Here is a 25,346-nt window from a genome sequence, read left to right on the forward strand (position 1 = left end):
TTTCGTGTCCGACCATTTCGCCGAGTTCTCGATGCCCGACACCGACCTGACCCGCATGGCGTACGACCTGGTGTCCTCGATGGCGCCGGTGGCGCTCACCCACCACAGCGTCCGCACCTACCTGTTCGGCCGCGCCCTCGGCGAGGCGCGGGGCGCGCGTGCGGGCGCCGACTACGACGACGAGGTGTTCTTCCTGGCGAGCGTCCTGCACGACGTCGGCCTCACCGAACAGGGCGACCGGGGCGGGCGCTTCGAGGTGGACGGCGCCGACCTCGCCGCCGGGTTCGTGCGCGAGAACGGCCTGGACGACGAGCGGACCCGTGTCGTCTGGGAGGCGATCGCGCTGCACACCAGCAGCGGCATCGCGCACCGGATGCGTCCCGAGATCGCCCTCACCCACGCCGGAACCGCCGCCGACGTCACCGGGCTGGGCGCCGGCGCGCTCCCCGGCGACCTGGCGGGACGGGTGCACGCCGCGTTCCCCCGCGGTGAAGCCGGCCGCGGGCTCACCGAGATCATCGTCGACCAGATCGCCCGGAACCCGGCCAAGGCCCCGATGGGCACGTTCCCCGCCGAGATCGCCCGCCAGCACGGCGCCGGCGATCCCGTCCCCGGCTGGGCGGAGATCGTCGCAGCCGCCTGGCCCGGGGTGCGCTGAAACGAGAGTCGCCCGCGCCCCCGGGGCGACGGGGGCGCGGGCGACGCGCGGGATGGCCCGCGGTCTCGGGAGATCCTCGTCAGGATGCCAGCACGGCCTGCAGGAAGTCCCGGGTGCGCTGCTCCGAGGGCTCGCCGAAGATCTGGTCCGGCGGACCCTCCTCGACGATCTGGCCCTGGTCGAACATCAGGACCCGGTTGGAGATGTCCTTGGCGAAGCCCATCTCGTGGGTGACGCACAGCAGGGTCAGGTCGCTCTGCCGCGCGATGTCGCGCAGCAGGTCCTGGACGCCGACGACGAGTTCGGGGTCGAGCGCGGAGGTGACCTCGTCCAGCAGCAGCACCTTCGGCTGCATCGCGAGCGCCCGCGCGATCGCGACCCGCTGCTGCTGGCCGCCCGACAGTTGCGTCGGGTGCGCGTTCTCCTTGTCGGTGAGCCCCACCATGTCCAGCAGGCCGCGGGCGCGCTCGACCGCCTCGTCCTTCGAGAGGCCGAGCACCCGTACCGGGCCCTCGGTGAGGTTGTGCAGCACGTTCATGTTGGGGAACAGGTTGAACTGCTGGAACACCATGCCGACCTGCTTGCGCATCTCGTGCAGGTGCTTCTGGTCGGCCGGGACGCGTTTACCGCCGCGCTCCCTATGCCACAGCGTCTCGTCGCCGATCCAGATGAGGCCCCCGTCCAGTTTCTCCAGCGTCATCAGCAACCGCAGGATCGTGGTCTTACCCGACCCGCTCGGCCCGATGAGCGTCACGCGCTCGCCGGGCGCCACGGTGAAATCGAGTTCGCGCAGCACGACGTTGGAGCCGAACCGCTTGACGACCTTCTCGAAGCGGATTCCCGGCGCGGTGCCGCGCGGAAGCTCGGCCGCCTGCTCGCCCCCGGGAACCTCGCCCTTCTGCGTGGCGACGCCTTTCTCGGTGACGACGTTCGGCGCGGAGCCGGACCCGCCGTCCCCGGGCGCCGGGGCTTTCGGTGCGCCGGGTATTTCGGAAGGGGGGCGATCCCCCACTCCTCCCGGGCCGGCTTCGTCTGTATCAGATGGTGGCATAACGCCTCTCCAAGCGGCGGACGAGTATCGAAGATATGACGCTGACCACGACGAACAACAGCCCGACTATCGTGATGGGCTCCAGGAACTGCAGCGTCTTCGCGCCGACCTTGTACGCGGAGAACAGCAGCTCCGAGACGTTGATCGCCAGCAGCATCGGCGAGTCCTTGAACATCGCGATCAGGTAGTTGCCGAGCGTCGGGATCACCCGGCGGATCGCCTGCGGCAGGATCACGTCCAGCCACACCCGCGACTTCGGCAGGTTCAGCGCGGTGCACGCCTCCCACTGCCCCTTCGGGACGTCGGCGATCCCGGCCCGGTACACCTCGGCCGTGTAGGTCGAGTAGTGGAGGCCGAGCGTGATGATGCCCGCGGTGAGCGACCCGATCGTGATGCCCCAGGCGGGCAGGACGAAGAACACGAAGTACAGCTGCGGGATCAGCGGCGTGGACCGGATGAACTCGGTGATCCACCGGATCACCTGGTTGAAGATCCTGCTGGGGGTGCGGCGCAGCAGCGTCCACACCAGGCCGAGGACGACCGCGATCACATAGCCGGCCAGCGTCGCGATGACCGTGTAGCGCAGGCCGTCCAGCAGGTCGGGGAGGATCTCCCCCGAGTAGTGCCAGTCCCAGTTCATCAGCCGGTCACCCCCGTTCCGGGAGCGCCCGCCGCGACCGTCTCGAGGGACGGCTCACTGGGCAGCCGGCGGCCGAGCATGCGGTCCACCCGGCGTTCGGCGTAGCGGACGAACAGTTGCAGCACCTGCGCGATGATGAAGTACAGGACGAGGACGACCGAGAACGCCGCGACGGTCTGGCCGGTGCTGCCCTGGATGTTCTTCGACACGCGGGTCAGGTCGACGAGCCCGACCAGGGACACGATCGCCGTTCCCTTCATCAGCTCGATGAGCAGGTTGCCGAACGGGGGCAGCATCAGCGCGAACGCCTGCGGCAGCAGGACGCGCCGCATCCGCTGGAACGGGGTGAAGTTCAGCGCGACCGTCGCCTCGTACTGGGCCTTCGGGACGGCGTTGATCGAGCCGCGCACCACCTCGGCGCCGTAGGCGCCGACGTTCAGGCCGAGGGCCAGCACCGCCGCGGACAACGTGGTGAACCGCAGGCCGAGGAGCGGCAGCGCGTAGAAGAACCAGTACAGCAGCACCAGCGTGGCGTTGCCGCGGAAGAACTCCACGTACACCCGGTTCAGCACCCGTACCCACGCGTGGCGCGAGGTGCCCGCCATGCCGAAGAGCAGGGCGAGCACCAGCGCCAGCGCGCCGCCGAGCAGGGTGAGCCGGACCGTGACCCACGCGCCGTCCAGCCACTGCGGGTAGCTGTCGAGGACGTCGGACACGGGCGATCAGCCCTTGCAGAACTTGGCCGCGGTGTCGTCCGGGCCCGGCATGTCCGCCTGCGTGAACCCGAAGGGCTGCAGGATCGGCAGCAGCCCGTTCTGCTGCTTGAGCTTTTCGAGTTCGGTGTTCCATGCGCTCACCAGGTCCGAGTCGGCCTTGCGGAACGCGAACGCGCCGGCGCCGAGCTGCTCCTTGCCGTCGATGACCGGGACGAACGGCGCGGTGACCTCGAAGCCCTCGCCCTTGTGCTTGGACAGCAGGTCGGCGAGCGAGATGCGGGTCAGCCAGATGCAGTCGATGCGCCCGGCCTTGAGGCCCTCGAACGCGCTCGCCTGGTCGGCGAACGACTTGATGTCGCCCTTCTTCACGCCGGTCTTCTCGGCGTACCCGGCCTCGACCGCGCCGGTGAGGACACCGACCGTGACACCCTTCTTGGCCGGGTCCTCGGCGGTCGTCAAACCCTTCGGGTTGCCCGCCTTCACCATGAAGGCGCTCTTGGCGACGTATTCGGGGTTGGCGAACGCCGCCGACGCGCACCGCTCGGGCGTGATGAACATGCCGGCGGCGATCGCGTCGAACCGCTTGGCGTTCAGGCCGCCGATCAGGCCGCCGAAGTCGACCTGGACGCCCTTGATCTCATCGATGCCGAGGTTCTTGAAGATGGTGCGGGCCAGTTCGGGCGCCTCACCGGTCAGCTTGCCGGACTTGTCGGTGTAACCGTAGGGCGCCTCATTCGCGAAACCCACCGTGATGGAGCCCGCGTTCTTGGCCTTCTGCAGCGTGCCGCCGCCCGCCTGCTCCGCCTCCGGATCCGTCGTGGAGCAGCCCGCCGCGGCCAGCGGGGCCGCGGCGGACAGCAGCACGGCGGTGCGGAGGAAGTCTCTTCTCGAAGAGGTCATCGTTGAACTCCTGTGGGTGTGCCATCGCGCCCGCGGGGGCCATGCGCGGCCCCCGCGGGCGCGGGGCGAACGGTCGGGGTTATCGAATTGTTGCCGGCCGGTCAGCCGGCGACCGGCGTGAAATCACGCGCGCCGATGAACGTCGGCCGGGGCGCGGACGCCGAGAACGGCTCGACGCACGTGTTCTCCACGCTGTTGAACACGATGAACACGTTGGAGCGCGGGAACGGGGTGATGTTCCCATTTGAGCCGTGCATGCAGTTGCAGTCGAACATGGTCGCGGAGCCCGCCGGTCCCGTGAACAGCTCGATCCCGTGCTTGTCAGCCAGAATCGAGAGGCTGTTGGGATCGGGGGTGCCGATCTCTTGCCCCCGCAGAGACTCCTTATAGTGGTCGGCCGGGGTCTCTCCCACGCACGCCACGAAGGTCTTGTGCGAACCAGGCATAATCATTAGCCCGCCATTGTGCACGAAGTTCTCGGTGAGCGCGATGGATATGCTCACCGCGCGCATCCGCGGCATGCCGTCCTCGGCGTGCCAGGTCTCGAAGTCGGAGTGCCAGTAGAAGTCCTTGCCGGTGAACCCCGGCTTGTAGTTGACCCGGCTCTGGTGCACGTACACCTCCGAGCCGAGGATCTGCCGGGCCCGTCCGACGACGCGCGGGTCGCGGACGAGTTCGGCGAAGACCTCACTGATCTTGTGGACCTCGAAGATGGAGCGGACCTCGTCCGAGCCGCGCTCGGTGACCGTGCGCTCGTCGGCCAGGATCTCCGGGTCGGACGACAGCCGGCGCAGCTCGGCGCGGTAGTCCTCGACCTCCTCCGGCGCGAGCAGCTGGTCGACGGTCAGGAAGCCGCCGGCCTCGAACGAGTCGAGGGTGGCCTCGTCGATCGGCCCGTCCTGCGGCCCGCCGTACACGACCGGGTCCTGCCGGTACAGCAGCGCCGCCTCGACGGCCTTCCGGGTGGGGTAGGCGTCGTCGAGCGTCGGATGGGACTCGATGATGCTCATGCGTCCTCCTCGGTCAGCAGGGGGTAGACACCGTTCTCGTCATGGACCTCCCGGCCGGTGCAGGGCGGGTTGAAGACGCACACGGTCTTCACGTCCGTGTGCGCGCGCAAGGTGTGGTGCTCGTGGCCGTCCAGCAGGTACATCACGCCGGGCCGGATCTCGTGCTTCTCCCCGGTCTCGTCGTTGGTGAGCTCCCCGTGGCCCTCGATGCAGTAGACGGCCTCGATGTGGTTCGCGTACCACATCTTCGTCTCGGTCCCCGCGTACAGGATCGTCTCGTGCAGGGAGAAGCCGACGCCCTCCTTGGCCAGCACGAACCTGCGGCTGCACCAGGTCGGCGCCTGTACGTCGCGCTCCGAGCCGACGATCTCGTCAAGGGAACGAACGATCATGAATCTCCTCTTTCCAGGTGTACCGGCGGCGGCTCAGACGGTGACTTTCTCGCGGACGGCCTCGACCGAGTCCGCGATGATCTCAAGGCCGTGGGCCAGTTCGGCCTCGGTCGTGGTGAGCGGCGGCAGCAGCTTGACGACCTCTCCCTCGGGGCCGGACGTCTCCATCAGCAGGCCGCGGTCGAACGCCTCGGCGCACACCTTCGACGCCATCTCCGGGTCGTTCATCACCAGGCCCCAGGCGAGGCCGCGGCCCCGGATCGTGCTGATCGCGCCGGCGTGCGCGAGCGCGATCTCCTCCAGCGCCGCCTGGACCTGCTGGCCCTTGGAGAGCGTCTGCTTCTCCATGTCGTCGCCGGTCCAGTAGCGCTCCAGCGCGGCGACGGCGGTGACGAACGCGGGGTTGAAGCCGCGGAAGGTGCCGTTGTGCTCGCCCGGGTCCCACACGTCCAGCTCGCGCTTCATCAGCGTGACCGCGAACGGCAGCCCGTAGCCGCTGAGGGACTTGGACAGGCAGACGATGTCCGGGACGATCCCGGCCTCCTCGAAGCTGAAGAACCGCCCGGTGCGGCCGCAGCCCATCTGCACGTCGTCGACGATGAGCAGGATGTGGTGCCGGCGGCACAGGTCCTGCAGGTGGCGCAGCCACTCGGCGGTGGCGACGTTGATGCCGCCCTCGCCCTGCACGGTCTCCACGATGACGGCGGCGGGCTTGTCCAGGCCGCTGCCGCTGTCGTCCAGCATCGTCTCGAACAGCAGGAAGTCGGGCGTCCGGCCGTCGAGGTAGTTGTCGTAGGGCATCGCGACCCCGTGGCCGAGCGGGACGCCGGCGCCGGTGCGCTTCATCGAATTACCGGTCACCGCGAGCGCGCCGAGCGTCATCCCGTGAAAGGCGTTGGTGAAGCTGACGACGGTCTCCCGGCCGGTGTACTTGCGGGCGAGTTTCAGCGCCGCCTCGACCGAGTGGTTGCCCGCGGGGCCTGGGAACTGCACCTTGTAGTCGAGCTCCCGCGGACGCAGCACGTACTCCTTGAAGCGTTCCAGGAACTCGCGTTTGGCCGCGGTGTACATGTCCAGGCTGTGCACGATCGCGTCGCCGGCGAGGTAGTCCAGCAGCCGGCGTTTCAGCTGCGGGTTGTTGTGCCCGTAGTTGAGCGTCCCGGCACCGGCGAAGAAATCAAGATAGGTTTTACCGTTCTCGTCGGTCATGTGGCTGCCCCGCGCGGTGGTGAACACCGTGGGCCAGCCCCTGCAGTAGCCGCGGACTTCCGATTCCAGACTGGCGAAAACGTCCATGTCTGCCTCCAGACAGGTCGGGATGGAGCGGATGGGGGAGTGGGCGGGATCAGTTCGCGTCGGCGATCGGGCCGATCCTGAAGAGCACCTCGGGCTCGTGTCCCCCCTCGGGGAAGTGCTCCGCGCCGAACAGCGGGCTGCGGACGAGCTCGCACCCGCGGTCCCGGGCGAACGATTCGAACATCGCGGTGGAAGCGGTGTTGTCCGGCGTGACCGTGGCCTCCATGTACCGGTGCCCGCGGGGGGCGAGCCGGTCGGCGAGGTGGTCGAGCATGCGGCGGGCGAGGCCCTGGCCGCGGTGGTCGTGGTCGACGGCGACCTGCCACACGAAGAACGTGTCCGAACGACCGGGCCGGACGTAGCCGGTGATGAAACCGCACGCGCCGGCGGCATCGCGCGCCACCACGGACGTTTCCGCGAAATCGCGGCACCAAAGGGTGTAGCTGTACGGCGAGTTGACGTCCAGGACCTGTGAGTCCCGGGCGAGCCGCCACAGCCCTGGGCCATCGGTCAGGCTCGGCTCCTGGAGTTGCACTTCCGCGTTCGTCTCGTGCGTGTCGGGGCGTCGAGTCGGTGTTTCCAGGGATTGCGCTGCCATGTCCAGGCAACTTAGCGAATCGCGCGCCGTGATCGCAGAGGAATGTTATCTACGGGATGTTTAGTGGCGCGGTCAGCTGGGTAGGGTTAATTGCTTTGCTGAATTCGGTGCAATTTGAATGAGCCCCATGCGGGCGGCGATCCGCCTTTCCCGCTGATAAGCAGGAGGTACGGCCGGGTGCGCCGGAGAGCCTGACAGGACGCTTCCTGAATGTCAGCTTAATGTTCCGGTGCCGGGGAAGGAGGGCTTTTGTGTATCGGTTGTGTGAGGTAAGTCACTCAGATTTGGTGTCAACGTGACCGGTGCGATGGGCGTCACGTCGCGTTGTGCGAGGTCGTCCGCTCGCGCGCGCTCCGGGGCGGATCGGAGCTGCGGACGAGCCGGCCGGGGCCCGGCGTTACCGCCGAACCCCGGCCACATTACGGCCGCACTGATGACCGTGTTGTGGTGCGACCGAATTATGAGGCTCTGCTTACTGGTTCTTTGCCGCGGCGAAGCGGTCGGTCGCCTCGATCAGGTGATGCAATATGCCCGGCTCGGTGAATGCGTGGCCCGCGTCGTCGACGATGTGGAACTCCGCCTCCGGCCACGCGCGGTGCAGATCCCACGCCGTCGCCGCCGGCGTGCAGACGTCATAGCGGCCCTGCACGATCACCGCCGGAATGTGGCGGATCTTGTCAACGTTCCTGAGTAGCTGGTCCTCCTCGAAGAACCCTTCGTTGATGAAGTAGTGATTCTCGATGCGGGCGAACGCCACCGCGTAGTCCGGGTCGGCGTACCCGGCCGCCAGTTCCGGGTCCGGCCGCAGTGTGATCGTCGACCCCTCCCAGGTCGACCACGCCTTCGCCGCCGCGATCCGTACGTCCCGGTCGGGGGAGTCGAGCCGCTCGCGGAACGCCGAGATGAGGTCCTCCCGCTCGTCCTCGGGGATCGGCTCGACGTACTTCTCCCACAGATCGGGGAACAGCAGCGAGGCGCCCTCCTGGTAGAACCAGTACAGCTCGAACGGCCGCATCATGAAGATGCCGCGCAGCACCAGTTCGGTCACCCGCTCCGGATGGGTCTGCGCGTACGCCAGCGACAGCGCGCTGCCCCAGCTCCCGCCGAACACCTGCCACCGCTCGATGCCCAGGTGCTCCCGCAGCCGCTCCATGTCGGCGACCAGATGCCAGGTGGTGTTCGCCTCCAGCGACACCCCCGGGTCCTTCGCGTGCGGCAGGCTGCGCCCGCAGTTGCGCTGGTCGAACAGGACGATCCGGTACGCGTCCGGGTCGAACTGCCGGCGGTGCGCCGGGCCGCATCCGGCGCCCGGCCCGCCGTGCACCATGACCACGGGCTTGCCGGCGGGGTTCCCGCAGACCTCCCAGTAGATCCGATTGCCGTCGCCGACGTCGAGCAGCCCGGATTCATGCGGCTCGATCGGCGGATACAGGGTGCGAAGCTCCATGAGGCGCGATTGTCCCACTTGTTCCGCCCCGCGCGCGGATGTGACCCATGGCACCGTGCGGCGCTCCTCATCGGCCGCCAACCGGCACCCTGCGTGCGAGAACACCGCACGAGAGAGAAGAAAGTAAACCCCAAACAGGGCAAACGCTCCGCTGGTCGGGACTAGAGTGCCTTCAGTGAGCGAAGCGAGGAGCCGCAGGGCCGGCGGAACGAGCGGTGTCACGCCGGTCACCGGGCTCCCGGCCGTGAGGCGAGGAGAACGGTGAGCGAGCTGAACGGATCGGGCGGCAACCGCGGCATCCCGGACGCGGCCCAGCCCTGGCCCGCGATGGGACGCGACCCGGGCCGCGCGCCCGAGGGCACTCTGCCGGCCGCCCAGCAGCCCATCCAGATGGCCAAACCGGGGCAGGGCGGGCACGGCCCGACAGGCGAGATGGTGCGCCCCGACGTCGAGCAGCCCGAGGCCCAGCCCTGGGACATCGTCGAGCGGCTCCGCCAGATGGCCGACCTCATCGGTGACGCGCTCGCCGCCGGGGAGCGCAAGGTCACCGAGGCGCAGACCGAGACCGCCGCGCAGGTCGCGGCCATCCAGCAGGAGAAGGAGTCGGCGCAGCGCGACGCGGCCGCCGCCTGGGGTGAGGTGCAGCGCGCCCGCGGCCAGACCGAGCAGGCCGACCGGCGCGCCGTCGAGGCCGAGCGCCGCCTCACCGAGGCGCAGACCGAGACGGCCGCGCAGGTCGCGGCCATCCAGCAGGAGAAGGAGTCGGCGCAGCGCGACGCGGCCGCCGCCTGGGGTGAGGTGCAGCGTTCCCGCGGCCAGGCCGAGCAGGCCGAGCGCCGTGCGGTCGAGGCCGAACGGCAGGCCGCCGACGCCGAACGCCGCGCCACCGAGGTCCAGAACGACGCCGTCGCGCAGATCGGCGCGCTCCAGACCGAGAAGGAGAACGCGCAGCGCGACGCCGCCGCCGCCTGGAACCAGGCCCAGCAGGGACGCGTCCAGGCCGACCAGGCACGAGCCCAGGCCGACCAGGCACGGGCTCAAGCCGACCAGGCGCGCGCGCAGATGGAACAGTTGCAGGCCCAGGTCGAGCAGGCCGAGCGCCGGGTCGCCGAGGCCGAGGCCACCGTCCGCCAGGCGATCCAGCAGCGCGACGCCATGAGCGAGGCCCGTGACGACGCGCTGCGCGCCGTCGAGGACGCCGCCGGCGCCCGCCGCTCCGCCGAGGCCGATCGCGACCGCCTCGCCGAGCAGGCAGCGGAGCTGTCCCGCGCGCTGGAGACCGCGCACGGCGAGCTGGCGGCATTGCGCGCCAAGGTCACCGACGCCGAGATGACCGCGCAGAACCTCCAGCACGCCGTCGTCGCCGCCGGCAAGGAGGCCGACGACCAACGCCGCCGCGCCGAGGTCGCCGAACGCCGTGCCCAGGAGAACGAGCGCCGCGCGCAGGAGGCCGAGCGCCGCGCGCAGGACGCCGAGCGCCGCGCCCAGGAGGCGGTGGCCCGCGCCGACGTCGCCGAGGCCGAGCGCCAGCAGGCCCTGGACACCGCCGCCCAGTCCCTGGAGGCCGCCAAGAAGGCCGAACGGGAACGCGACGCCGGCGCCAAGGCCAGGGAGGCCGCCGAGCGGACCCGCGAGGCCGCCGTCCAGGCCCAGGCCCGCGCCGAGTCCGAGCTCACCCTCGCCCGCGGCCGCGCCGACCAGGCCGGCCGCGAACGCGACAATGCGGTGACCGGCATGCGGCAGATGGCCGCCGAACGCGACGCCATCGCCGAGAAGCTCGCCGAACGCGACCAGTGGGTCGACCAGCTCGCCCAGGCCGTCACCGAGCAGCGCGCCCAGATCGCCGAGCTCTCCCAGGAGCGCGACGCCGCCCGCCAGGCCGCCGACCAGGCCCGCTCCCTGATCGACGAGCTCACCCGCCAGCTCCGCACGATCATGCCCTCCGCCGCCACACCCCGCCTGTAGCGGCCGGCGGCGCCGTCTCGGACGTCCGGTGCCACCCTGGGCGCGGCGGCCTCGGCCGTCGCCGCGCCCACGCGGCGCCCCCGGCGCCGCGATCGGGCCCGGGGCCCGGGTCCGGGGACGAAACGGCGGTGAACCCGGCGCGGGACTGCCGGTGACGTCTCTTTAGGTCGGCGCACTTGTTATTCTGGTGGCCCGTGGACAGTGAGCCTCGTCCGCCTCGCAACGACCACGGGAGCATCTTCTTGCCTTCGGCAGCCACTGGTAGGGCGCGTCCTACCAAGCATCTCTTCGTCACCGGCGGTGTCGCCTCCAGCCTCGGCAAGGGGCTGACGGCGTCCAGCCTGGGACGGCTTCTCACCCTCCGCGGCCTCCGGGTCACCATGCAGAAGCTCGACCCCTACCTCAACGTCGACCCCGGCACGATGAACCCGTTCCAGCACGGAGAGGTGTTCGTCACCGACGACGGCGCCGAGACGGACCTGGACATCGGGCACTACGAGCGTTTCCTCGACACCGAGCTGCACGGATCCGCGAACGTCACCACCGGGCAGGTCTACTCCAACGTGATCGCCAAGGAGCGGCGCGGCGAGTACCTCGGCGACACCGTCCAGGTGATCCCGCACATCACCAACGAGATCAAGGACCGGATCCGGGCGATGGCGGTCGCCGGGGGGGCCGGGGGGTCCTCCCCCCGCAATGACTGGGCCGAGGACGGCGACGTCGACATCGTCATCACCGAGGTGGGCGGGACGGTCGGCGACATCGAGTCGCTGCCGTTCCTGGAGTCGGTCCGGCAGATCCGGCACGAGATCGGCCGGGAGAACTGCTTCTTCCTGCACGTGTCGCTGCTGCCCTACATCGGCCCGTCCGGGGAGCTGAAGACCAAGCCGACGCAGCACTCGGTCGCCGCGCTGCGCTCCATCGGCATCCAGCCCGACGCGATCGTGTGCCGGTCGGACCGGCCGATCACCGACGGGCTCAAGCACAAGATCAGCCTGATGTGCGACGTCGACCGCGAGGCCGTCGTGTCGGCGGTGGACGCCGCGTCCATCTACGACATCCCGAAGGTGCTGCACTCCGAAGGGCTGGACGCGTACGTGGTGCGGCGGCTCGACCTGCCGTTCCGCGACGTCGACTGGGGCGCCTGGGACGAGCTGCTGCGGCGCGTCCACAAGCCCGCCCGCGAGGTCACGATCGCGCTGGTCGGCAAGTACATCGACCTGCCGGACGCGTACCTGTCGGTCACCGAGGCGCTGCGGCACGGCGGGTTCGGCAACGACGCCAAGGTGCACATCCGCTGGGTGAAGAGCGACGACTGCGAGACGCCCGAGGGCGCCGAGCGGGAGCTGGACGGCGTGGACGGCGTCCTGGTCCCGGGCGGGTTCGGGGTGCGCGGCATCGAGGGCAAGCTCGGCGCCGTCCGGCACGCCCGGGAGAACCGGATCCCGCTGCTCGGCATCTGCCTCGGCCTGCAGTGCATGGTCATCGAGGCGGCGCGGACGCTCGCCGGGCTCGCCGACGCCGGCAGCGCCGAGTTCGACGCCACCACCGCGCACCCGGTCGTCGCGACGATGACCGACCAGCTCGACGTCGTCGCCGGCGAACGCGACATGGGCGGGACGATGCGGCTCGGCCTGTACCCCGCCGACCTGGCCGAGGGGTCGGTCGTGCGGGAGCTGTACGGGGAGGCGAAGGTCTCCGAGCGGCACCGGCACCGCTACGAGGTCAACAACGCCTACCGCGAGCAGTTGGAGCGGGCCGGGCTGCGGTTCTCCGGCCTGTCCCCGGACGGCCGGCTCGTCGAGTACGTCGAGCTGCCCCGCGAGGTGCATCCGTTCTTCGTCGGCACCCAGGCGCACCCGGAGTTCCGGTCCCGGCCGACGCGCCCGCACCCGCTGTTCACCGGCCTGATCGCCGCCGCCCTCGACTACGCCGAGGCCCGCGCGGGCGAGGGCGGGACGGTGACCGCGTCGTGAGCGGCGGCCTCGGCGTGGACGACGTCCGCGACCGTCCCGAACGCCGTCCCGTCGTGGAGTCGTCCCCGGTGTTCCGGGGACCGGTGTTCGGGGTCCGCCGCGACCAGGTCGAGCTGCCGAACGGCGACGGCACCGAGGTCGTCGGCCGGGACGTGGTCGAGCACATCGGCGCCGTCGGCGTCCTCGCCCTCGACGACCGCGACCGGGTGCTGCTGCTGCGCCAGTACCGGCACGCGGTGGGGCGGCTGCTGTGGGAGACGCCCGCCGGGCTGCGGGACGTGGACGGCGAGCCGCTGCACGAACTCGCCGCGCGGGAGTTGCTGGAGGAGGCCGGATACCGCGCCGAGCGCTGGGACACGCTGCTCGACGTGTTCCCCTCGCCCGGCATGACCGACGAACGCGTCCGGATCTTCCTGGCCCGCGGCCTCACCGAGGTGCCCGCCGACCAGATCGGCTTCGAGCGCGTCCACGAGGAGGCCGACATGCCGGTCGTGTGGGTGCCGCTGGACGAGGCGGTCCGCAAGGTGCTGGCGGGCGAGCTGCACAACATGATCGCCTGTATGGGGGTGCTGGCGGTGCGGGCGGCGCGCGACTCCGGTTTCCGGGGCCTGCGGCCCGCCGACGCGCCCGAGGACTGAGCCGGATGAGATCCCCCTCCGGTCGCCGGAGGGGGCATGATGGGCGGGTCCCCGGAGTCCACGGCCGGAAGAGGTGGCGCACTGTCCCCGACCCCGTCCCCCCGGAGCACCGCGCAGGGCGCGGGTCCCGCGCTCGGCTCGGCGGTGCGCGCCTATCTGGGGCATCTGGCCGTCGAGCGGGGCCTGGCCGCCAACACGCTCAGCTCCTACCGGCGTGACCTGCGCCGCTACGTCGAGATGCAGGACGCGCGGGGCCGCGCGGCGATCGGCGAGATCACCGAGGACGACGTCCGCGCGTTCCTGATGGGGCTGCGGGAGGGCGACGACGACCATCCGCCGCTGTCGGCGGGTTCGGCGGCGCGCGCGCTCGTCGCCGTCCGGGGCCTGCACCGGTTCGCGCTGCGGGAGGGCCTGGCCGCCGGGGATCCCGCCCACGATGTCAAGCCGCCGGCGCCGCCGCGCCGGCTGCCGAAGGCGATCTCCCTGGCGGACGTGGAGCGGCTGCTCGCCGCGGCGGCCGGCCCGCCCGGCGATGCCGGCACCGCGCGCGGGCTCCGCGACCGCGCGCTGCTGGAACTGCTCTACGGGTCGGGGGCGCGCATCTCGGAGGCCGTCGGCCTGGACGTCGACGACCTCGACCTGCGGGACGGGTTCGCCCGCGTCGCGGGGAAGGGCGGCAAGGCCCGGGTGGTGCCGATCGGCGACTACGCCCGCGAGGCCGTGGACGCCTACCTGGTGCGGGCGCGGCCGGAACTCGCCGGGGCGGGACGGGGCGGCCCGGCGCTGTTCCTGAACGCGCGCGGCGGGCGGCTGTCGCGGCAGGGCGCCTGGATGGTGCTGCGCGCCGCCGCCGACCGGGCGCGGCTGTCGCAGGTGTCCCCGCACACGCTGCGGCATTCCTTCGCGACCCATCTGCTGGACGGCGGAGCCGACGTCCGCGTCGTCCAGGAACTGCTCGGGCACGCGTCCGTGACCACCACGCAGGTGTACACGCTGGTGACGGTCCAGTTGCTGCGCGAGGTCTACGCGACGTCGCATCCGCGCGCCCGGAGCGGCCCGCCGAGAGGCGCACCAGGGGACGAACCGGACGGACCGGCACACTGACAAATCGCGACGTTCGGCGCGCGTCGGCTTGTGGCCCGGGGACGGACGGCCCTAGAGTCCCCGTTCTGGATGGCATTTCCGGGCCGCCGGGGAGGGATCTGGTGACCAGCACCAACCGTGCGGATGGAGTCCTTTCCTCCGCCACCATAGAGACCGATCCGAGCCGGGCCCTCGGACCCACTCAGCGACCCGTTCCGGTGTTCCCGGAGCCGGAGCCGCCGGCCGAGCACGGGCCCGCGCGGATCGTGGCCGTCTGCAACCAGAAGGGCGGCGTGGGCAAGACCACCACGACGATCAATCTGGGCGCGGCGCTCGCCGAGTACGGCCGCCGGGTCCTGCTCGTCGACTTCGACCCCCAGGGCGCCCTGTCGGTCGGTCTCGGCAAAGGAGATCCGCGCCAGCTCGACGTGACGATCCACAACCTGCTGCTCGAACACGACACCGAGTGGGAGGACGTCGTCATCGAGACCGGTGTCGACGGGATGGACCTGCTGCCGAGCAACATCGACCTGTCCGGCGCGGAGGTCCAGCTCGTCCACGAGGTCGGGCGGGAGTACATCCTGCAGCAGGTGCTGAAGTCGGCCGTCCCGCACTACGACTGCATCCTCATCGACTGCCAGCCGTCGCTCGGCCTGCTGACGGTGAACGCGCTGGCGGCCAGCGAGGGCGTGCTGATCCCGCTGGAGTGCGAGTACTTCGCGATGCGCGGCGTCGCGCTGCTGATGGAGACCATCGACAAGGTGCAGGGCCGCATCAACCCGGACCTCGTCATCGACGGGGTCCTCGGCACCATGTACGACTCGCGGACGCTGCACACCCGTGAGGTTCTCGGCCGCATCGTCGAGGCGTTCGGCGACAAGGTCTTCCATACCGTCATCAACCGGACGGTGCGTTTCCCCGACGCGACCGTCGCCGGGGAGCCGATCACGTTCTTCGACCCCAGTTCGATGGGTGCGAACGCGTACCGGAGCCTTGCGCGGGAGGTCCTGGTGCGATGGGCCGACGATGCCGAATGAGCGCCGGGTGAGGTCGTCCGGCGGCTCCTGACCCCCCACGGAGCGCACCTATGGGGCACCCCCCGCCACTTCCGTACGATCCGCCGCCAGGCGTCCCTTCGCCCGCCCCCAGGCGGAGCGGGGGCGCGATGGTCGTCGTGCTGTTCGCCGCGTTCCTCACCGTCCTCCTCGTGATCGGCGGCGCCGTCGGCTACCTCGTCGTCACCGCCGCCGACGGCGACCCCGCGCCGCTCGTCTCGGTCGGCCCGGTCGAGCTGCGGGAACCGCTGACGTTCGCGCTGGTCGAGCAGGTCTCCGACCCGCCGTGCTCCGCCCCGGCGGTCACGGTCGCCGGGGCGTCCTCCTGCTACACGTTCGGCGCGGACCGGCTGACCGTGCGGAGACTGGAGAAGGTCGGGACGCTCGCGCCCGACCCCGCGACCGGCCGCACCGGCTGGAGCGTGTCGGTGACGCTGGCGCCGGCGGACAGGTCCGGGTTGGCCGCGCTGACCGGCAGGGCCGCCCAGGCGTCCGCTGACGGGCTGCCGAGCGGCCGGATGGGGATGCTCGTCGGCGGGACGCTCCTCTCCGAGCCCCCGCAGGTGATGAGCGCCATCCCGGGAGGTGCGATGGAGATCTACGGTGGGGCGGCCGGGTCCGGCACCCGCAGCGAGGCGGAGCTTCTCACCCGCCGGCTGACCGGGCGGTAGCGGCCGGACGCCCCCGTCACCGCTCGTGATCGTCCGTGGTGCGAGCACGCGCCGGGCATGGGACGATGGGGCCGGTGAGCACAGCGCGGGAGGAGTTCTCCGCTACCGTGAGCGACGTGGACGAGACGTCGCCGGAGCCGGAGCGGGAGGCCGAGGAGGAGCACGGGTTCCGCGTCCACCTGGACAACTTCGAGGGCCCGTTCGACCTGCTGCTCGGCCTGATCTCCAAGCACAAGCTCGACATCACCGAGGTGTCGCTGCACAAGGTCACCGACGACTTCATCGCGCACATCCGCTCCTACGGCAGGGAGTGGGACCTCGACCAGGCCAGCCACTTCCTGCTGGTCGCCGCGACGCTGCTCGACCTCAAGGCCGCGCGGCTGCTGCCGTCCGGCGAGGTCGACGACGAGGAGGACCTGGCGCTGCTGGAGGCCCGCGACCTGCTGTTCGCGCGGCTGCTGCAGTACCGCGCCTACAAGGAGGTCGCGCAGGTGCTCGCCGGCCGGATCGCGGAGGCGAGCCGCCGGTTCCCGCGCCTGGTGCCGATGGAGCCGAGATTCGCGAACCTGCTGCCGGAGGTGCTGCTCGGCCTCGGCCCGGACGAGTTCGCGCGGCTCGCCGCCAGGGCCCTCGCGCCGAAGGCGCCGCCCGCGGTGTCGGTCGAGCACATGTACCAGCCGAAGGCGAGCGTCAAGGAGCAGGCAGCGATCGTCGTGGAGCGGCTCCGCCGGCTGCGCCGCACGACGTTCCGCGTTCTCGCCTCCGACGCGGAGGGCACCTTCGAGGTCGTCGCGCGGTTCCTGGCGCTGCTGGAGCTGTACCGGGAGCGGGCCGTCACGTTCGAGCAGGACGAGCCCCTCGGTGAGCTGCACGTGATCTGGACCGGCACCGACGAGGGCGACGTCGAGGTCGGCGACGACTACGAGGGGGCCCCGAAGAAGGACGAGGCCCAGACGAAGGACGAGGACGACGATGAGTGAGCAATCCGGCGCGGGTGTGCCGGAGCTTCCGGGGCTGCGCGCCTCGATCGAGGCGCTTCTGCTGGTGGCGGACGAGCCGATCACGGTGCTGACGCTCGCGCAGCTGCTGGAGCGTCCCCGTGACGAGGTCGCCGGGGCGCTGCGGGAACTGGCCGCGGAATACACCGGGCAGGGCCGCGGGTTCGATCTCAGGGAGGTCGCCGGCGGATGGCGGTTCTACACCCGGGACGTGTGCGCCCCGGTCGTGGAGCGGTTCGTCACCGACGGGCAGCAGGCGCGGCTGACCCAGGCCGCGCTGGAGACGCTCGCCGTCGTCGCCTACCGGCAGCCGGTGAGCCGTGCCCGTGTGTCGGCGATCCGCGGCGTCAACAGCGACGGCGTCATGCGGACGCTGACGCTGCGCGGCCTGATCGAGGACGCCGGGCAGGACCCGGAGTCGCAGGCGCACCTGTACCGGACGACGGGGTACTTCCTGGAACGGCTCGGTCTGCGCGATCTCGACGAGCTGCCGGAGCTCGCCCCCTATCTTCCCGATGACCTGCCAGAAGACATAGTTGAGGATTCGTGAGCGACAACGAGGGCGTGCGGCTGCAGAAGGTTCTGGCCGAGGCCGGGGTCGGCAGCCGCCGCCACTGCGAGGAGCTGATCGGCGAGGGCCGCGTCACCGTCAACGGGAAGAAGGTGTTCCGGTTCGGCGAGCGCGTCGACCCGCGGACCGCCGTCATCCACGTGGACGGCAAGCGCGTCGAGACCCGCGCCGAGATGCGGTACTACGCGATCAACAAGCCGCGCGGGGTGGTGTCCACGATGTCGGACGAGCGGGGCCGCAAGTCCCTCGCCGACTATGTGGAGGTGCCCGAGCGGCTGTTCCACGTCGGCCGGCTCGACACCGACACCGAGGGCCTGATCCTGCTCACCAACGACGGGGAGCTGTCGCACCGGCTGACCCACCCGTCCTACGGGGTGTCCAAGACGTACCTGGCGGAGATCCACGGCCCGGTTCCGCGTGACCTCGGCAGGCGGCTGAAGGCCGGGGTGGTGCTGGACGACGGGCCCGCCAAGGCCGACGGGTTCCGCATCTTCGACCAGGTCGGCCGCCGCGTCCTGGTGGAGATCACGCTGCACGAGGGACGCAAGCACATCGTGCGGCGGCTGCTGAAGGAGGCCGGGTTCCCCGTCCAGCAGTTGGCCCGCATAGAGTTCGGGCCGATCAGGCTGGGGTCGCTGAAACCGGGCACGATGCGGGCGCTGACCGTGCGGGAGGTCGGCGAGCTGTACAAGGCCGTGGGGCTGTAGCGGCACCGGAGACGAGGAGGAGACGACTGTGGCGGTACGCGCGGTCCGCGGGGCGACGCAGATCGACGCCGATGACCGGGACCAGATCCTGGAGGCGACGACGGAGCTGGTCTCGGAGGTGATGGCCCGCAACGGGCTGAGCACCGACGACGTGATCAGCGTCATCTTCACGGTGACACCGGACCTGACGGCGGAGTTCCCGGCGCTCGCCGCCCGCAAGCTCGGCTTCCACGAGGTGCCGCTGCTGTGCGCGACCGAGATCGGGGTTCCCGGTTCGCTGCCGCGGGTGATCCGGCTGATGGCGCACATCGAGACGGACCGCCCCCGCTCGGACGTCCAGCACGTGTACCTGCGCGGCGCCACGGCGCTGCGGCTCGACATCGCGCAGTAGCGCCCTCGCGGAGCGAGGCAGGGTGCGGGGCGCGGTGGCGCCCGGGCGGAGCGAGGCAGGGCATGGGGCGCAGTAGGGTTGCGGCGTGAGTGAGGACGTGGTGGCGCGGCGCATCGTCGTGGTCGGGACGGGGCTGATCGGCACGTCGATCGCCCTGGCCATGCGGGAGCGCGGCGCCGAGGTGCTGCTGACCGACCGGGACACGGCGGCGCTGGGCCTTGCCGTGGAGCTGGGCGCCGGTGAGGCGCTGCCGGACGGGGCGCACGAGGAGCCCGCCGACCTGGCGGTGCTGGCGGTGCCGCCCGCGGCGGTGGCGGTGACGCTGCTGGACGCGCAGAAGCGCGGCCTCGCGACCGCCTACACCGACGTGGCGAGCGTGAAGGCGCTGCCGCTGGCGCAGGCCGCCGAGCTGGGCTGCGACCTGACGACGTTCGTGGCGGGCCATCCGCTCGCCGGAAGCGAGCGGTCGGGGCCGGGCGCCGCGCGCGCCGACCTGTTCCTCGGCCGCCCGTGGGCGCTGTGCGCGCCCCCGGAGGCGACGCCGGAGACGGTCCGGATCGTCACGGGGCTGGTGCGGGCGTGCGGGGCGATGCCGGTCGAGGTGGACGCCGCCGAGCACGACCGGGCCGTGGCGCTGGTGTCGCACGCCCCGCACGTGGTGTCGGCCGCGGTCGCGGCCCGGCTGACCGGCGCGGACGATGTGGCGCTGGGCCTGGCCGGGCAGGGCGTCCGGGACGTGACGCGGATCGCGGCGAGCGACCCGCGGCTGTGGATCGGCATCCTGTCGGCGAACTCCGCGCCGGTCGCGGACGTCCTGGAGGCCGTCGCCACCGATCTGGCGGTGGCCTCCTCGCTGCTGCGCGACGGCAGCGAGGAGGCCGCCGCGCACGTCGCGGACCTGCTGCTGCGCGGGAACGCGGGCCGGTCCCGCATCCCCGGCAAGCACGGCGGCCGCCAGCCCGCCTACGCGACCGTCCAGGTGGTCATCCCGGACCGTCCGGGCGAGCTGGCGATGATCTTCCAGGCGGCGGGGATCGCGCAGGTCAACATCGAGGATGTGACGATCGAGCATTCGCCGGGCCGCCCGGTGGGGGTGCTGGAGCTGTCGGTGGTGCCGGAGGCCGCCGAACGGCTCGCCGCCGAGCTGCGCGCCCGCGGCTGGTCGGTCCCCGGCTAGTCTGCGGGACCGGTAGCCTGGTTCGCCGGGGCTTGTCCGGGGGGATTCCTGCGCCGGTGCGGCGACGAGCGCCGCCCGCTTCGCCCGCCCTTCGCAGGCGGGCGCTCCAACGAAACAGAGAGGGAGCGATCGTGCCGCTCGTCATCGCCATGGACGGACCCTCCGGTTCGGGCAAGTCAAGCGCGTCCAAGGGGGTCGCCCGTGCGCTCGGGCTGCGGTACCTCGACACCGGCGCGATGTACCGGGCCATGACGTGGTGGATGCTGGAGAACGGCGTCCCGGTCGAGGACGGCGCCGCCGTCGCGGCCCGCGCCCTCGACCCGGAGATCGCGTGCGGCACCGACCCGGACGCGCCCGCGATCACGGTGGACGGGACGGACGTGTCCGGCCCGATCCGCACCCGCGAGGTGACGAACGCGGTCAGCGCGGTCAGCGCCGTCCCGGCCGTCCGGGCCCGGCTGGTCGAGTTGCAGCGCGAGATCATCGGCGCCGGCGGGATCGTGGTGGAGGGCCGCGACATCGGCACGGTCGTCGTGCCGGACGCGCCCGTGAAGGTGTACCTGACGGCCAGCGAGGAGGCGCGCGCCGCGCGCCGTGCGAAGGACCTCGCGGCCGACCCGGGCGCGTCGGTGTCGGTCACGCAGGCCGAGCAGGCGCGCCGGGACCGGCTCGACTCCACCCGGAAGGCGTCGCCGCTGGCGAAGGCGGCCGGCGCGCACGAGATCGACTCGACGGAGCTGAGCCTCGCCGAGGTCATCGAGGCGGTAGTCCGCCTCGCCAAAGAGCATGAGTGAGCATTTGAGCGAATACGAGATCGAGACGGCGGACGTCGCCGAGGACGCCGCCGGGGACGCGGGACCGGCGCCGGTGGTGGCGGTGGTGGGGCGGCCGAACGTCGGCAAGTCCACCCTCGTCAACCGGATCCTCGGCCGCCGCGAGGCCGTCGTGGAGGACGTCCCGGGCGTGACCCGCGACCGGGTCGCCTACGACGCGACATGGAGCGGGCGCCGGTTCACCGTCGTCGACACCGGCGGATGGCTGCCCGACTCCTCCGGCCTGGCCGCGGCGATCGCCGAGCAGGCGCGCCTGGCGGTCGACCTGGCCGACGTGGTCATGTTCGTGGTGGACGCGACCGTGGGCGCCACCGACGTGGACGAGGCCGTGGTGGAGATCCTGCGCCGGTCCGGGAAGCCGGTGGTGCTGGTCGCCAACAAGGTCGACGACGCGGGCGCCGAGTCGGACGCGGCGCTGCTGTGGTCGCTCGGCATCGGCGAGCCGCACCCGGTCAGCGCCCTGCACGGGCGCGGCAGCGGTGATCTGCTCGACGCGGTGCTGGAGGCGCTGCCGGAGCAGGCCCCGCCGGAGACGTTCGGCGCGGAGGGCGGCCCGCGCCGGATCGCGCTGCTGGGGCGTCCGAACGTCGGCAAGTCGAGCCTGCTGAACAAGCTCGCGGGGGAGGCCCGCGCGGTCGTGGACTCGGTGGCCGGGACGACCCGCGACCCGGTGGACGAGCTGATCGAGCTGGGCGGCAGGACGTGGCGGTTCATCGACACGGCCGGGATCAGGCGGCGGCACCGGGAGAACCAGGGCGCCGACTTCTACGCGACGCTGCGCACGCAGTCGGCGCTGGAGCGCGCCGAGGTCGCGGTGGTGCTGGTGGACGCCGACCAGCCGCTCGCCGAGCAGGACCTGCGGATCATCTCGATGGTGGTCGACTCGGGCCGCGCGCTGGTGATCGCCTACAACAAGTGGGATCTGCTGGACGAGGAGCGCCGCCACTATCTGGAGCGCGAGATCGACCGGCAGTTGCACAACGCGCGGTGGGCGCCGCGGGTGAACATCTCCGCGAAGACCGGCCGGCACGTGGAGAAGCTGGTGCCGGCCATCGAGACGGCCCTGGAGGGCTGGGGGACGCGGGTCCCGACGTCCAAGCTGAACCAGTTCTTCGCCGACCTGGTGAACGCGCACCCGCATCCGGTGCGGGGCGGCAAGCAGCCGCGTGTGCTGTTCGCGACGCAGGCGGGGGTGCGCCCGCCGCGGTTCGTGCTGTTCACGTCCGGGTTCCTGGAGGAGGGGTACCGGCGGTTCATCGAGCGGCGGCTGCGGGAGGAGTTCGGTTTCGCCGGGACGCCGCTCGACATCACGATGAAGATCCGCGAGAAGCGCGGCAAGGGCAGGAAGTAGCGGTGCGCGGGTGCGGCCCGCCGGGGATCTTCCCTGGCGGGCCGCGGCATGTCAGGATGCCTGCTACGGGGCGCGGGTAAGTCTTCCATTACTCGACGAAGGGTGCGATGTGAAGCTGCTGCTGCTCATCTCCGCCGCGGCCGTCTGCGTGGGTCTCGGTTTCGCCTGGCGGGAGCCGTGGATCGGCGGGGTCGGTCTGCTCGTCGCGTTCGCCGCGATGTTCACCGACCGTGACGACGTGCCGACGGACGAGGAGCGCGGCAGCTACGAGACCCCCGCGGCGGTCCGTAACATGCGCGCCCGCAACCGCTGACGGCCGTCAGCGGTCGTAGCGCGGCTCGCCGGCGACGTGCTGGTCGTCCTGCCGCGGCTGCCGTCCGGGCTGGTTCTCGGGCGCGTGGCGTCCGTAGACCAGTGGCTGCGTGGTGTTCGAGCCGCCGGGTTCGGGCTCGTCCAGCAGGGCTCGTTCCCGGACGCCGACGACGGCGAACCGGCCGAGCGCGGACGCGGCGAGGAACACGATGACGACGCCGAGGCCGGTGAGTCCGGCGAGCTGTTCGGCGATCCGCTGCCCTTCGCCCGTGCCGAGCGGGGCGCCGACGCCCTGGGCGTCCCACAGCGGCGCGAGGAGCGGGCCGACGGCGAACCAGGCGCCGCCGAGCGTGGCCAGCCAGCCGCCGAACATGCCGGACACCCGGTTGGCGCTGAAGAGCAGTATGAGCCCGCCCAGGACGACGGCGGCGGCGGGCACGATGCTGAACTGCAGCCGGGCGGTGGTGTAGACCCAGGTGTCGTCCGGCGCGAAACCGAAGCCGAAATAGGGGCCGGCGAAGGGCAGCAGGCCGCCCCACAGGCCCAGCGGGATCAGCAGGATCCCGCTGAGGGCGCCCCGGGTGCGCGGGACTCGCATGGTCCCAGTCATGATCATTCCTCCTGACCGGGCTGTCCGATGTTGTTTTGGGACACCGTTTACCCCGAGCTGGGCGCTCCACACGGCCAGGAAACCCTCACTTGTCCCAAAAGGGGACATTTTCGAAGGGCACGGCAGGGAACGGCTCGGAGACAGGGCGAAGGTGGGAATGACCACAGAGGCGGCGCCGAAGGGGCGCCTGTCGCACCTGCGGGTCGGATAGCCCTGGTCAATCCATGTTTTCCAGCCATGGAGCGCTCTTTCCCTTGTATATGCGGTTGGGTAGGGTTGCCGCGTGACCACGTTCAGGATCGGTGAGGCGGCCGCGCTTCTCGGGGTCGGCGCCGGCACCGGCTCGCATCCCGGCGTGCTGGGCCGGGCGGGCTTCGAGGCGCCGTGAGGGAGCGGTCCGGAGCCGGGCGCCCGCCATGGATCCTGCTGCTGCCCGCGCTGGCGGGGCTGGGGTTCCTGGTGCTGCCGCTTTTCGGGCTGCTCGTCCGGGCGCCCTGGTCGACGCTCGGCACCCGGCTCATGCGGGCGCAGGTCCTGGACGCGCTGCGTCTCTCCCTGCTCAGCGCCACCCTCGCCACCTGCCTGTGCCTGGTGCTCGGCGTGCCGCTGGCCTGGACGCTGGCCCGCGTCCGCTTCCCCGGTGTCCGTCTCGTCCGCGCGCTGGTGACCGTGCCGCTGGTGCTGCCGCCGGTCGTCGGCGGTGTCGCGCTGCTGCTGGTGCTCGGACGGCGCGGCCTGGTCGGCGGCTGGCTGGACTCGGCGTTCGGGATCACGTTCCCGTTCACCACCGCCGGGGTCGTGCTCGCCGAGACGTTCGTCGCGATGCCGTTCCTGGTGATCAGCGTGGAGGGTGCGCTGCGCGCCGCCGACCTGCGCTACGAGGAGGCGGCCGCCACCCTCGGCGCCGGCCGCTGGACGGTCTTCCGCCGGGTCACGCTGCCGCTCGTCGCGCCCGGAGTGGCGGCCGGCGCCGTGCTGTGCTGGGCGCGGGCGCTCGGTGAGTTCGGTGCCACGATCACCTTCGCGGGCAACTTCCCCGGCCGGACGCAGACGATGCCGCTCGCCGTCTACCTGGCGCTGGAGACCGACCCGCAGGCCGCGATCGTGCTCAGCCTCGTCCTGCTCGCCGTGTCCGTCGTCGTCCTGGCCGCGCTTCGGGACAGGTGGGTGAACACCTCCACATGAGCGGGAGCACCGGGGACAGGGGGCTGGACGCGCGGCTCGTCGTGCGGCGCGCCGGGTTCGATCTCGACCTGGCGCTCACCGCCGCGCCGGGCGAGGTCGTCGCGCTGCTCGGGCCCAACGGCGCGGGCAAGAGCACCGCGCTGCGCGCGCTGGCCGGGCTCGTCCCGATGGCGGGCGGGTACATCCGGGTGGACGGCGAGGACCTGCGCCCGCTGCCGCCGGACCGCCGCGGCATCGGCATGGTCTTCCAGGACTACCTGCTGTTCCCGCATCTCAGCGCGTTGGAGAACGTCGCGTTCGGGCCGCGCTGCCAGGGCGCGGGCCGCCGCGCCGCCCGCCGCGTCGCCGCCGGATGGCTGAAGCGGGTGGGGCTCGCCGAATACGCCTCCGCCCGGCCCCGGGCGCTGTCGGGCGGGCAGGCGCAGCGCGTCGCCCTCGCCCGTGCGCTCGCCGTCGATCCGGGCCTGCTCCTGCTGGACGAGCCGCTCGCGGCCCTCGACGCCCACACGCGGCTGGAGATCCGGGCCGCGCTGCGCCGCCACCTCGCCGGGTTCGCGGGCGCGGCCGTGCTGGTCACCCACGACCCCCTGGACGCGATGGTGCTGGCCGACCGCATCGTGGTGATCGAGGACGGGCGCCTCGTCCAGCAGGGGACGCCCGCGGACGTCGCCCGCCATCCCCGCACCGGCTATGTGGCGCGGCTCGTCGGGCTGAACCTGTACCGGGGACGGGCGGAGGGCGGCACCGTGACGATCGGCGACGGCGACCGGACGCTGGACACGGTGGACTCCCTCGACGGTGAGGTCTTCATAGCCTTCGCGCCGTCCTCGGTGGCGCTGTACCGGACCCGTCCCGACGGCAGCCCCCGCAACCTCTGGCGCGCCCGGGTGGCGGCGGTCGAGCGGCAGGGGGACCGCGTCCGGGTGCGGCTCTGCGACCCGCCTTTCGACGCCGTCGCGGACGTGACCCCGGCGGCCGTGGCGGAACTCCAATTGTCGGAGGGCAGCGCGGTCTGGGCGGCTGTGAAGGCCACCGAGACCCACGTTTACCCAGCTTGAGCCGATCAAGGCCGGGAAGCGCCGGACGCCGCCCCGTCCCGCCCGACTCCAGGTGAT

At 71.6% G+C, this 25,346-nt stretch carries 27 protein-coding genes; 17 read left to right on the forward strand and 10 right to left on the reverse strand.

Annotation, left to right across the window (positions count from 1 at the left end):
- The first annotated feature begins 4 nt into the window (after window positions 1–4).
- Entirely contained in the window at window positions 5–658 is a 654-nt protein-coding gene (locus tag AF1_RS06325) for an HD domain-containing protein (RefSeq protein ID WP_067794060.1), read from the forward strand.
- A gap of 79 nt (window positions 659–737) precedes the next feature.
- Here the strand turns inward: AF1_RS06325 and ehuA are convergent, their stop codons facing one another.
- From ehuA to pip, 9 genes are all read right to left on the reverse strand, one after another.
- Window positions 738–1,496 (reverse strand): ectoine/hydroxyectoine ABC transporter ATP-binding protein EhuA, encoded by a 759-nt coding sequence (gene ehuA / locus AF1_RS06330; protein WP_067794093.1) that lies wholly within the window; start codon window positions 1,494–1,496, stop codon window positions 738–740.
- A 199-nt stretch (window positions 1,497–1,695) separates the two neighbouring features.
- Window positions 1,696–2,349 carry an ectoine/hydroxyectoine ABC transporter permease subunit EhuD gene (gene ehuD / locus AF1_RS06335; protein WP_067794061.1) on the reverse strand — a complete coding sequence of 218 codons (654 nt, stop codon included), beginning with the start codon at window positions 2,347–2,349 and terminating at the stop codon, window positions 1,696–1,698.
- Window positions 2,349–3,065, reverse strand: coding sequence for an ectoine/hydroxyectoine ABC transporter permease subunit EhuC (gene ehuC, locus AF1_RS06340; protein ID WP_067794062.1), 717 nt, complete (start codon window positions 3,063–3,065; stop codon window positions 2,349–2,351). Before ehuC ends, ehuD begins: the two co-directional genes overlap by 1 nt.
- A gap of 6 nt (window positions 3,066–3,071) precedes the next feature.
- Window positions 3,072–3,965 (reverse strand): ectoine/hydroxyectoine ABC transporter substrate-binding protein EhuB, encoded by an 894-nt coding sequence (gene ehuB / locus AF1_RS06345; protein ID WP_067794063.1) that lies wholly within the window; start codon window positions 3,963–3,965, stop codon window positions 3,072–3,074.
- Between the two features lie 101 nt (window positions 3,966–4,066).
- Entirely contained in the window at window positions 4,067–4,975 is a 909-nt protein-coding gene (thpD, locus tag AF1_RS06350; RefSeq protein ID WP_067794064.1) for an ectoine hydroxylase, read from the reverse strand.
- The gene (locus AF1_RS06355) at window positions 4,972–5,367 is read right to left on the reverse strand and encodes an ectoine synthase (protein WP_067794065.1); all 396 of its coding nucleotides are present in this window, start codon (window positions 5,365–5,367) and stop codon (window positions 4,972–4,974) included. The genes thpD and AF1_RS06355 overlap by 4 nt, the downstream gene beginning before the upstream one ends.
- Window positions 5,368–5,400: 33 nt before the next feature.
- Window positions 5,401–6,663 carry a diaminobutyrate--2-oxoglutarate transaminase gene (ectB, locus tag AF1_RS06360; protein WP_067794066.1) on the reverse strand — a complete coding sequence of 421 codons (1,263 nt, stop codon included), beginning with the start codon at window positions 6,661–6,663 and terminating at the stop codon, window positions 5,401–5,403.
- A 49-nt stretch (window positions 6,664–6,712) separates the two neighbouring features.
- Window positions 6,713–7,261, reverse strand: a complete 549-nt coding sequence (gene ectA / locus AF1_RS06365; RefSeq protein ID WP_174548825.1) for a diaminobutyrate acetyltransferase — start codon at window positions 7,259–7,261, stop codon at window positions 6,713–6,715.
- 472 nt (window positions 7,262–7,733) lie between these two features.
- Entirely contained in the window at window positions 7,734–8,708 is a 975-nt protein-coding gene (pip, locus tag AF1_RS06370; protein ID WP_067794068.1) for a prolyl aminopeptidase, read from the reverse strand.
- Between the two features lie 261 nt (window positions 8,709–8,969).
- Here pip and AF1_RS06375 point away from each other — a divergent pair, with 261 nt between their 5' ends.
- The 14 genes from AF1_RS06375 to AF1_RS06440 all read left to right on the forward strand — a co-directional run bounded on the left by AF1_RS06375 (window position 8,970) and on the right by AF1_RS06440 (window position 22,437).
- On the forward strand, window positions 8,970–10,673 hold the full coding sequence (locus AF1_RS06375; RefSeq protein WP_067794069.1) for a coiled-coil domain-containing protein: 1,704 nt from the start codon (window positions 8,970–8,972) through the stop codon (window positions 10,671–10,673).
- A 242-nt stretch (window positions 10,674–10,915) separates the two neighbouring features.
- A complete protein-coding gene (locus AF1_RS06380; protein WP_067794070.1) occupies window positions 10,916–12,649 on the forward strand; it encodes a CTP synthase in 1,734 nt (577 codons plus the stop codon).
- Window positions 12,646–13,287 (forward strand): NUDIX domain-containing protein, encoded by a 642-nt coding sequence (locus AF1_RS06385; protein ID WP_067794071.1) that lies wholly within the window; start codon window positions 12,646–12,648, stop codon window positions 13,285–13,287. The genes AF1_RS06380 and AF1_RS06385 overlap by 4 nt, the downstream gene beginning before the upstream one ends.
- A 36-nt stretch (window positions 13,288–13,323) precedes the next feature.
- The gene (locus AF1_RS06390; RefSeq protein ID WP_242608684.1) at window positions 13,324–14,391 is read left to right on the forward strand and encodes a site-specific tyrosine recombinase XerD; all 1,068 of its coding nucleotides are present in this window, start codon (window positions 13,324–13,326) and stop codon (window positions 14,389–14,391) included.
- A gap of 146 nt (window positions 14,392–14,537) precedes the next feature.
- Window positions 14,538–15,407 (forward strand): ParA family protein, encoded by an 870-nt coding sequence (locus tag AF1_RS06395; protein ID WP_242608688.1) that lies wholly within the window; start codon window positions 14,538–14,540, stop codon window positions 15,405–15,407.
- A 128-nt stretch (window positions 15,408–15,535) separates the two neighbouring features.
- Complete coding sequence (locus AF1_RS06400) at window positions 15,536–16,096, forward strand: hypothetical protein (protein ID WP_067794073.1); 561 nt, start codon at window positions 15,536–15,538, stop codon at window positions 16,094–16,096.
- Window positions 16,097–16,212: 116 nt separating this feature from the next.
- Window positions 16,213–17,076, forward strand: a complete 864-nt coding sequence (locus AF1_RS06405) for a segregation and condensation protein A (protein ID WP_067794095.1) — start codon at window positions 16,213–16,215, stop codon at window positions 17,074–17,076.
- On the forward strand, window positions 17,069–17,644 hold the full coding sequence (scpB, locus tag AF1_RS06410) for an SMC-Scp complex subunit ScpB (RefSeq protein WP_067794074.1): 576 nt from the start codon (window positions 17,069–17,071) through the stop codon (window positions 17,642–17,644). The genes AF1_RS06405 and scpB overlap by 8 nt, the downstream gene beginning before the upstream one ends.
- On the forward strand, window positions 17,641–18,372 hold the full coding sequence (locus tag AF1_RS06415) for a pseudouridine synthase (protein ID WP_067794075.1): 732 nt from the start codon (window positions 17,641–17,643) through the stop codon (window positions 18,370–18,372). Before scpB ends, AF1_RS06415 begins: the two co-directional genes overlap by 4 nt.
- A gap of 28 nt (window positions 18,373–18,400) precedes the next feature.
- Window positions 18,401–18,763 carry a chorismate mutase gene (aroH, locus tag AF1_RS06420; RefSeq protein WP_067794076.1) on the forward strand — a complete coding sequence of 121 codons (363 nt, stop codon included), beginning with the start codon at window positions 18,401–18,403 and terminating at the stop codon, window positions 18,761–18,763.
- Window positions 18,764–18,848: 85 nt separating this feature from the next.
- The gene (locus tag AF1_RS06425) at window positions 18,849–19,940 is read left to right on the forward strand and encodes a prephenate dehydrogenase (RefSeq protein WP_255218783.1); all 1,092 of its coding nucleotides are present in this window, start codon (window positions 18,849–18,851) and stop codon (window positions 19,938–19,940) included.
- 131 nt (window positions 19,941–20,071) lie between these two features.
- Complete coding sequence (gene cmk, locus AF1_RS06430; protein WP_242608683.1) at window positions 20,072–20,734, forward strand: (d)CMP kinase; 663 nt, start codon at window positions 20,072–20,074, stop codon at window positions 20,732–20,734.
- A complete protein-coding gene (gene der, locus AF1_RS06435; RefSeq protein WP_067794077.1) occupies window positions 20,727–22,124 on the forward strand; it encodes a ribosome biogenesis GTPase Der in 1,398 nt (465 codons plus the stop codon). Before cmk ends, der begins: the two co-directional genes overlap by 8 nt.
- A gap of 109 nt (window positions 22,125–22,233) precedes the next feature.
- Complete coding sequence (locus AF1_RS06440; RefSeq protein WP_067794078.1) at window positions 22,234–22,437, forward strand: hypothetical protein; 204 nt, start codon at window positions 22,234–22,236, stop codon at window positions 22,435–22,437.
- A 6-nt stretch (window positions 22,438–22,443) separates the two neighbouring features.
- On the opposite strand, the gene AF1_RS06445 is transcribed toward AF1_RS06440, so the two are convergent.
- Window positions 22,444–23,046 (reverse strand): hypothetical protein, encoded by a 603-nt coding sequence (locus tag AF1_RS06445; protein WP_131732472.1) that lies wholly within the window; start codon window positions 23,044–23,046, stop codon window positions 22,444–22,446.
- Window positions 23,047–23,430: 384 nt separating this feature from the next.
- Here AF1_RS06445 and AF1_RS06450 point away from each other — a divergent pair, with 384 nt between their 5' ends.
- Window positions 23,431–24,231 (forward strand): ABC transporter permease, encoded by an 801-nt coding sequence (locus tag AF1_RS06450; RefSeq protein WP_067794080.1) that lies wholly within the window; start codon window positions 23,431–23,433, stop codon window positions 24,229–24,231.
- On the forward strand, window positions 24,228–25,289 hold the full coding sequence (locus tag AF1_RS06455) for an ABC transporter ATP-binding protein (protein WP_067794081.1): 1,062 nt from the start codon (window positions 24,228–24,230) through the stop codon (window positions 25,287–25,289). The genes AF1_RS06450 and AF1_RS06455 overlap by 4 nt, the downstream gene beginning before the upstream one ends.
- Window positions 25,290–25,346 lie beyond the last annotated feature (57 nt).

The organism is Actinomadura formosensis NBRC 14204 (genome assembly GCF_001552155.1).
Taxonomy (GTDB): Bacteria; Actinomycetota; Actinomycetes; order Streptosporangiales; family Streptosporangiaceae; genus Spirillospora; species Spirillospora formosensis.

Coding starts and splice junctions, on each gene's coding strand:
- ehuD (WP_067794061.1), bottom strand. CDS start 2,349: ATGAACTGGGACTGGCACTACTCGGGGGAGATCCTCCCCGACCTGCTG.
- ehuB (WP_067794063.1), bottom strand. CDS start 3,965: ATGACCTCTTCGAGAAGAGACTTCCTCCGCACCGCCGTGCTGCTGTCC.
- thpD (WP_067794064.1), bottom strand. CDS start 4,975: ATGAGCATCATCGAGTCCCATCCGACGCTCGACGACGCCTACCCCACC.
- AF1_RS06355 (WP_067794065.1), bottom strand. CDS start 5,367: ATGATCGTTCGTTCCCTTGACGAGATCGTCGGCTCGGAGCGCGACGTA.
- ectB (WP_067794066.1), bottom strand. CDS start 6,663: ATGGACGTTTTCGCCAGTCTGGAATCGGAAGTCCGCGGCTACTGCAGG.
- ectA (WP_174548825.1), bottom strand. CDS start 7,261: ATGGCAGCGCAATCCCTGGAAACACCGACTCGACGCCCCGACACGCAC.
- pip (WP_067794068.1), bottom strand. CDS start 8,708: ATGGAGCTTCGCACCCTGTATCCGCCGATCGAGCCGCATGAATCCGGG.
- AF1_RS06390 (WP_242608684.1), top strand. CDS start 13,324: ATGATGGGCGGGTCCCCGGAGTCCACGGCCGGAAGAGGTGGCGCACTG.
- AF1_RS06400 (WP_067794073.1), top strand. CDS start 15,536: ATGGTCGTCGTGCTGTTCGCCGCGTTCCTCACCGTCCTCCTCGTGATC.
- scpB (WP_067794074.1), top strand. CDS start 17,069: ATGAGTGAGCAATCCGGCGCGGGTGTGCCGGAGCTTCCGGGGCTGCGC.
- der (WP_067794077.1), top strand. CDS start 20,727: ATGAGTGAGCATTTGAGCGAATACGAGATCGAGACGGCGGACGTCGCC.
- AF1_RS06445 (WP_131732472.1), bottom strand. CDS start 23,046: ATGACTGGGACCATGCGAGTCCCGCGCACCCGGGGCGCCCTCAGCGGG.
- AF1_RS06455 (WP_067794081.1), top strand. CDS start 24,228: ATGAGCGGGAGCACCGGGGACAGGGGGCTGGACGCGCGGCTCGTCGTG.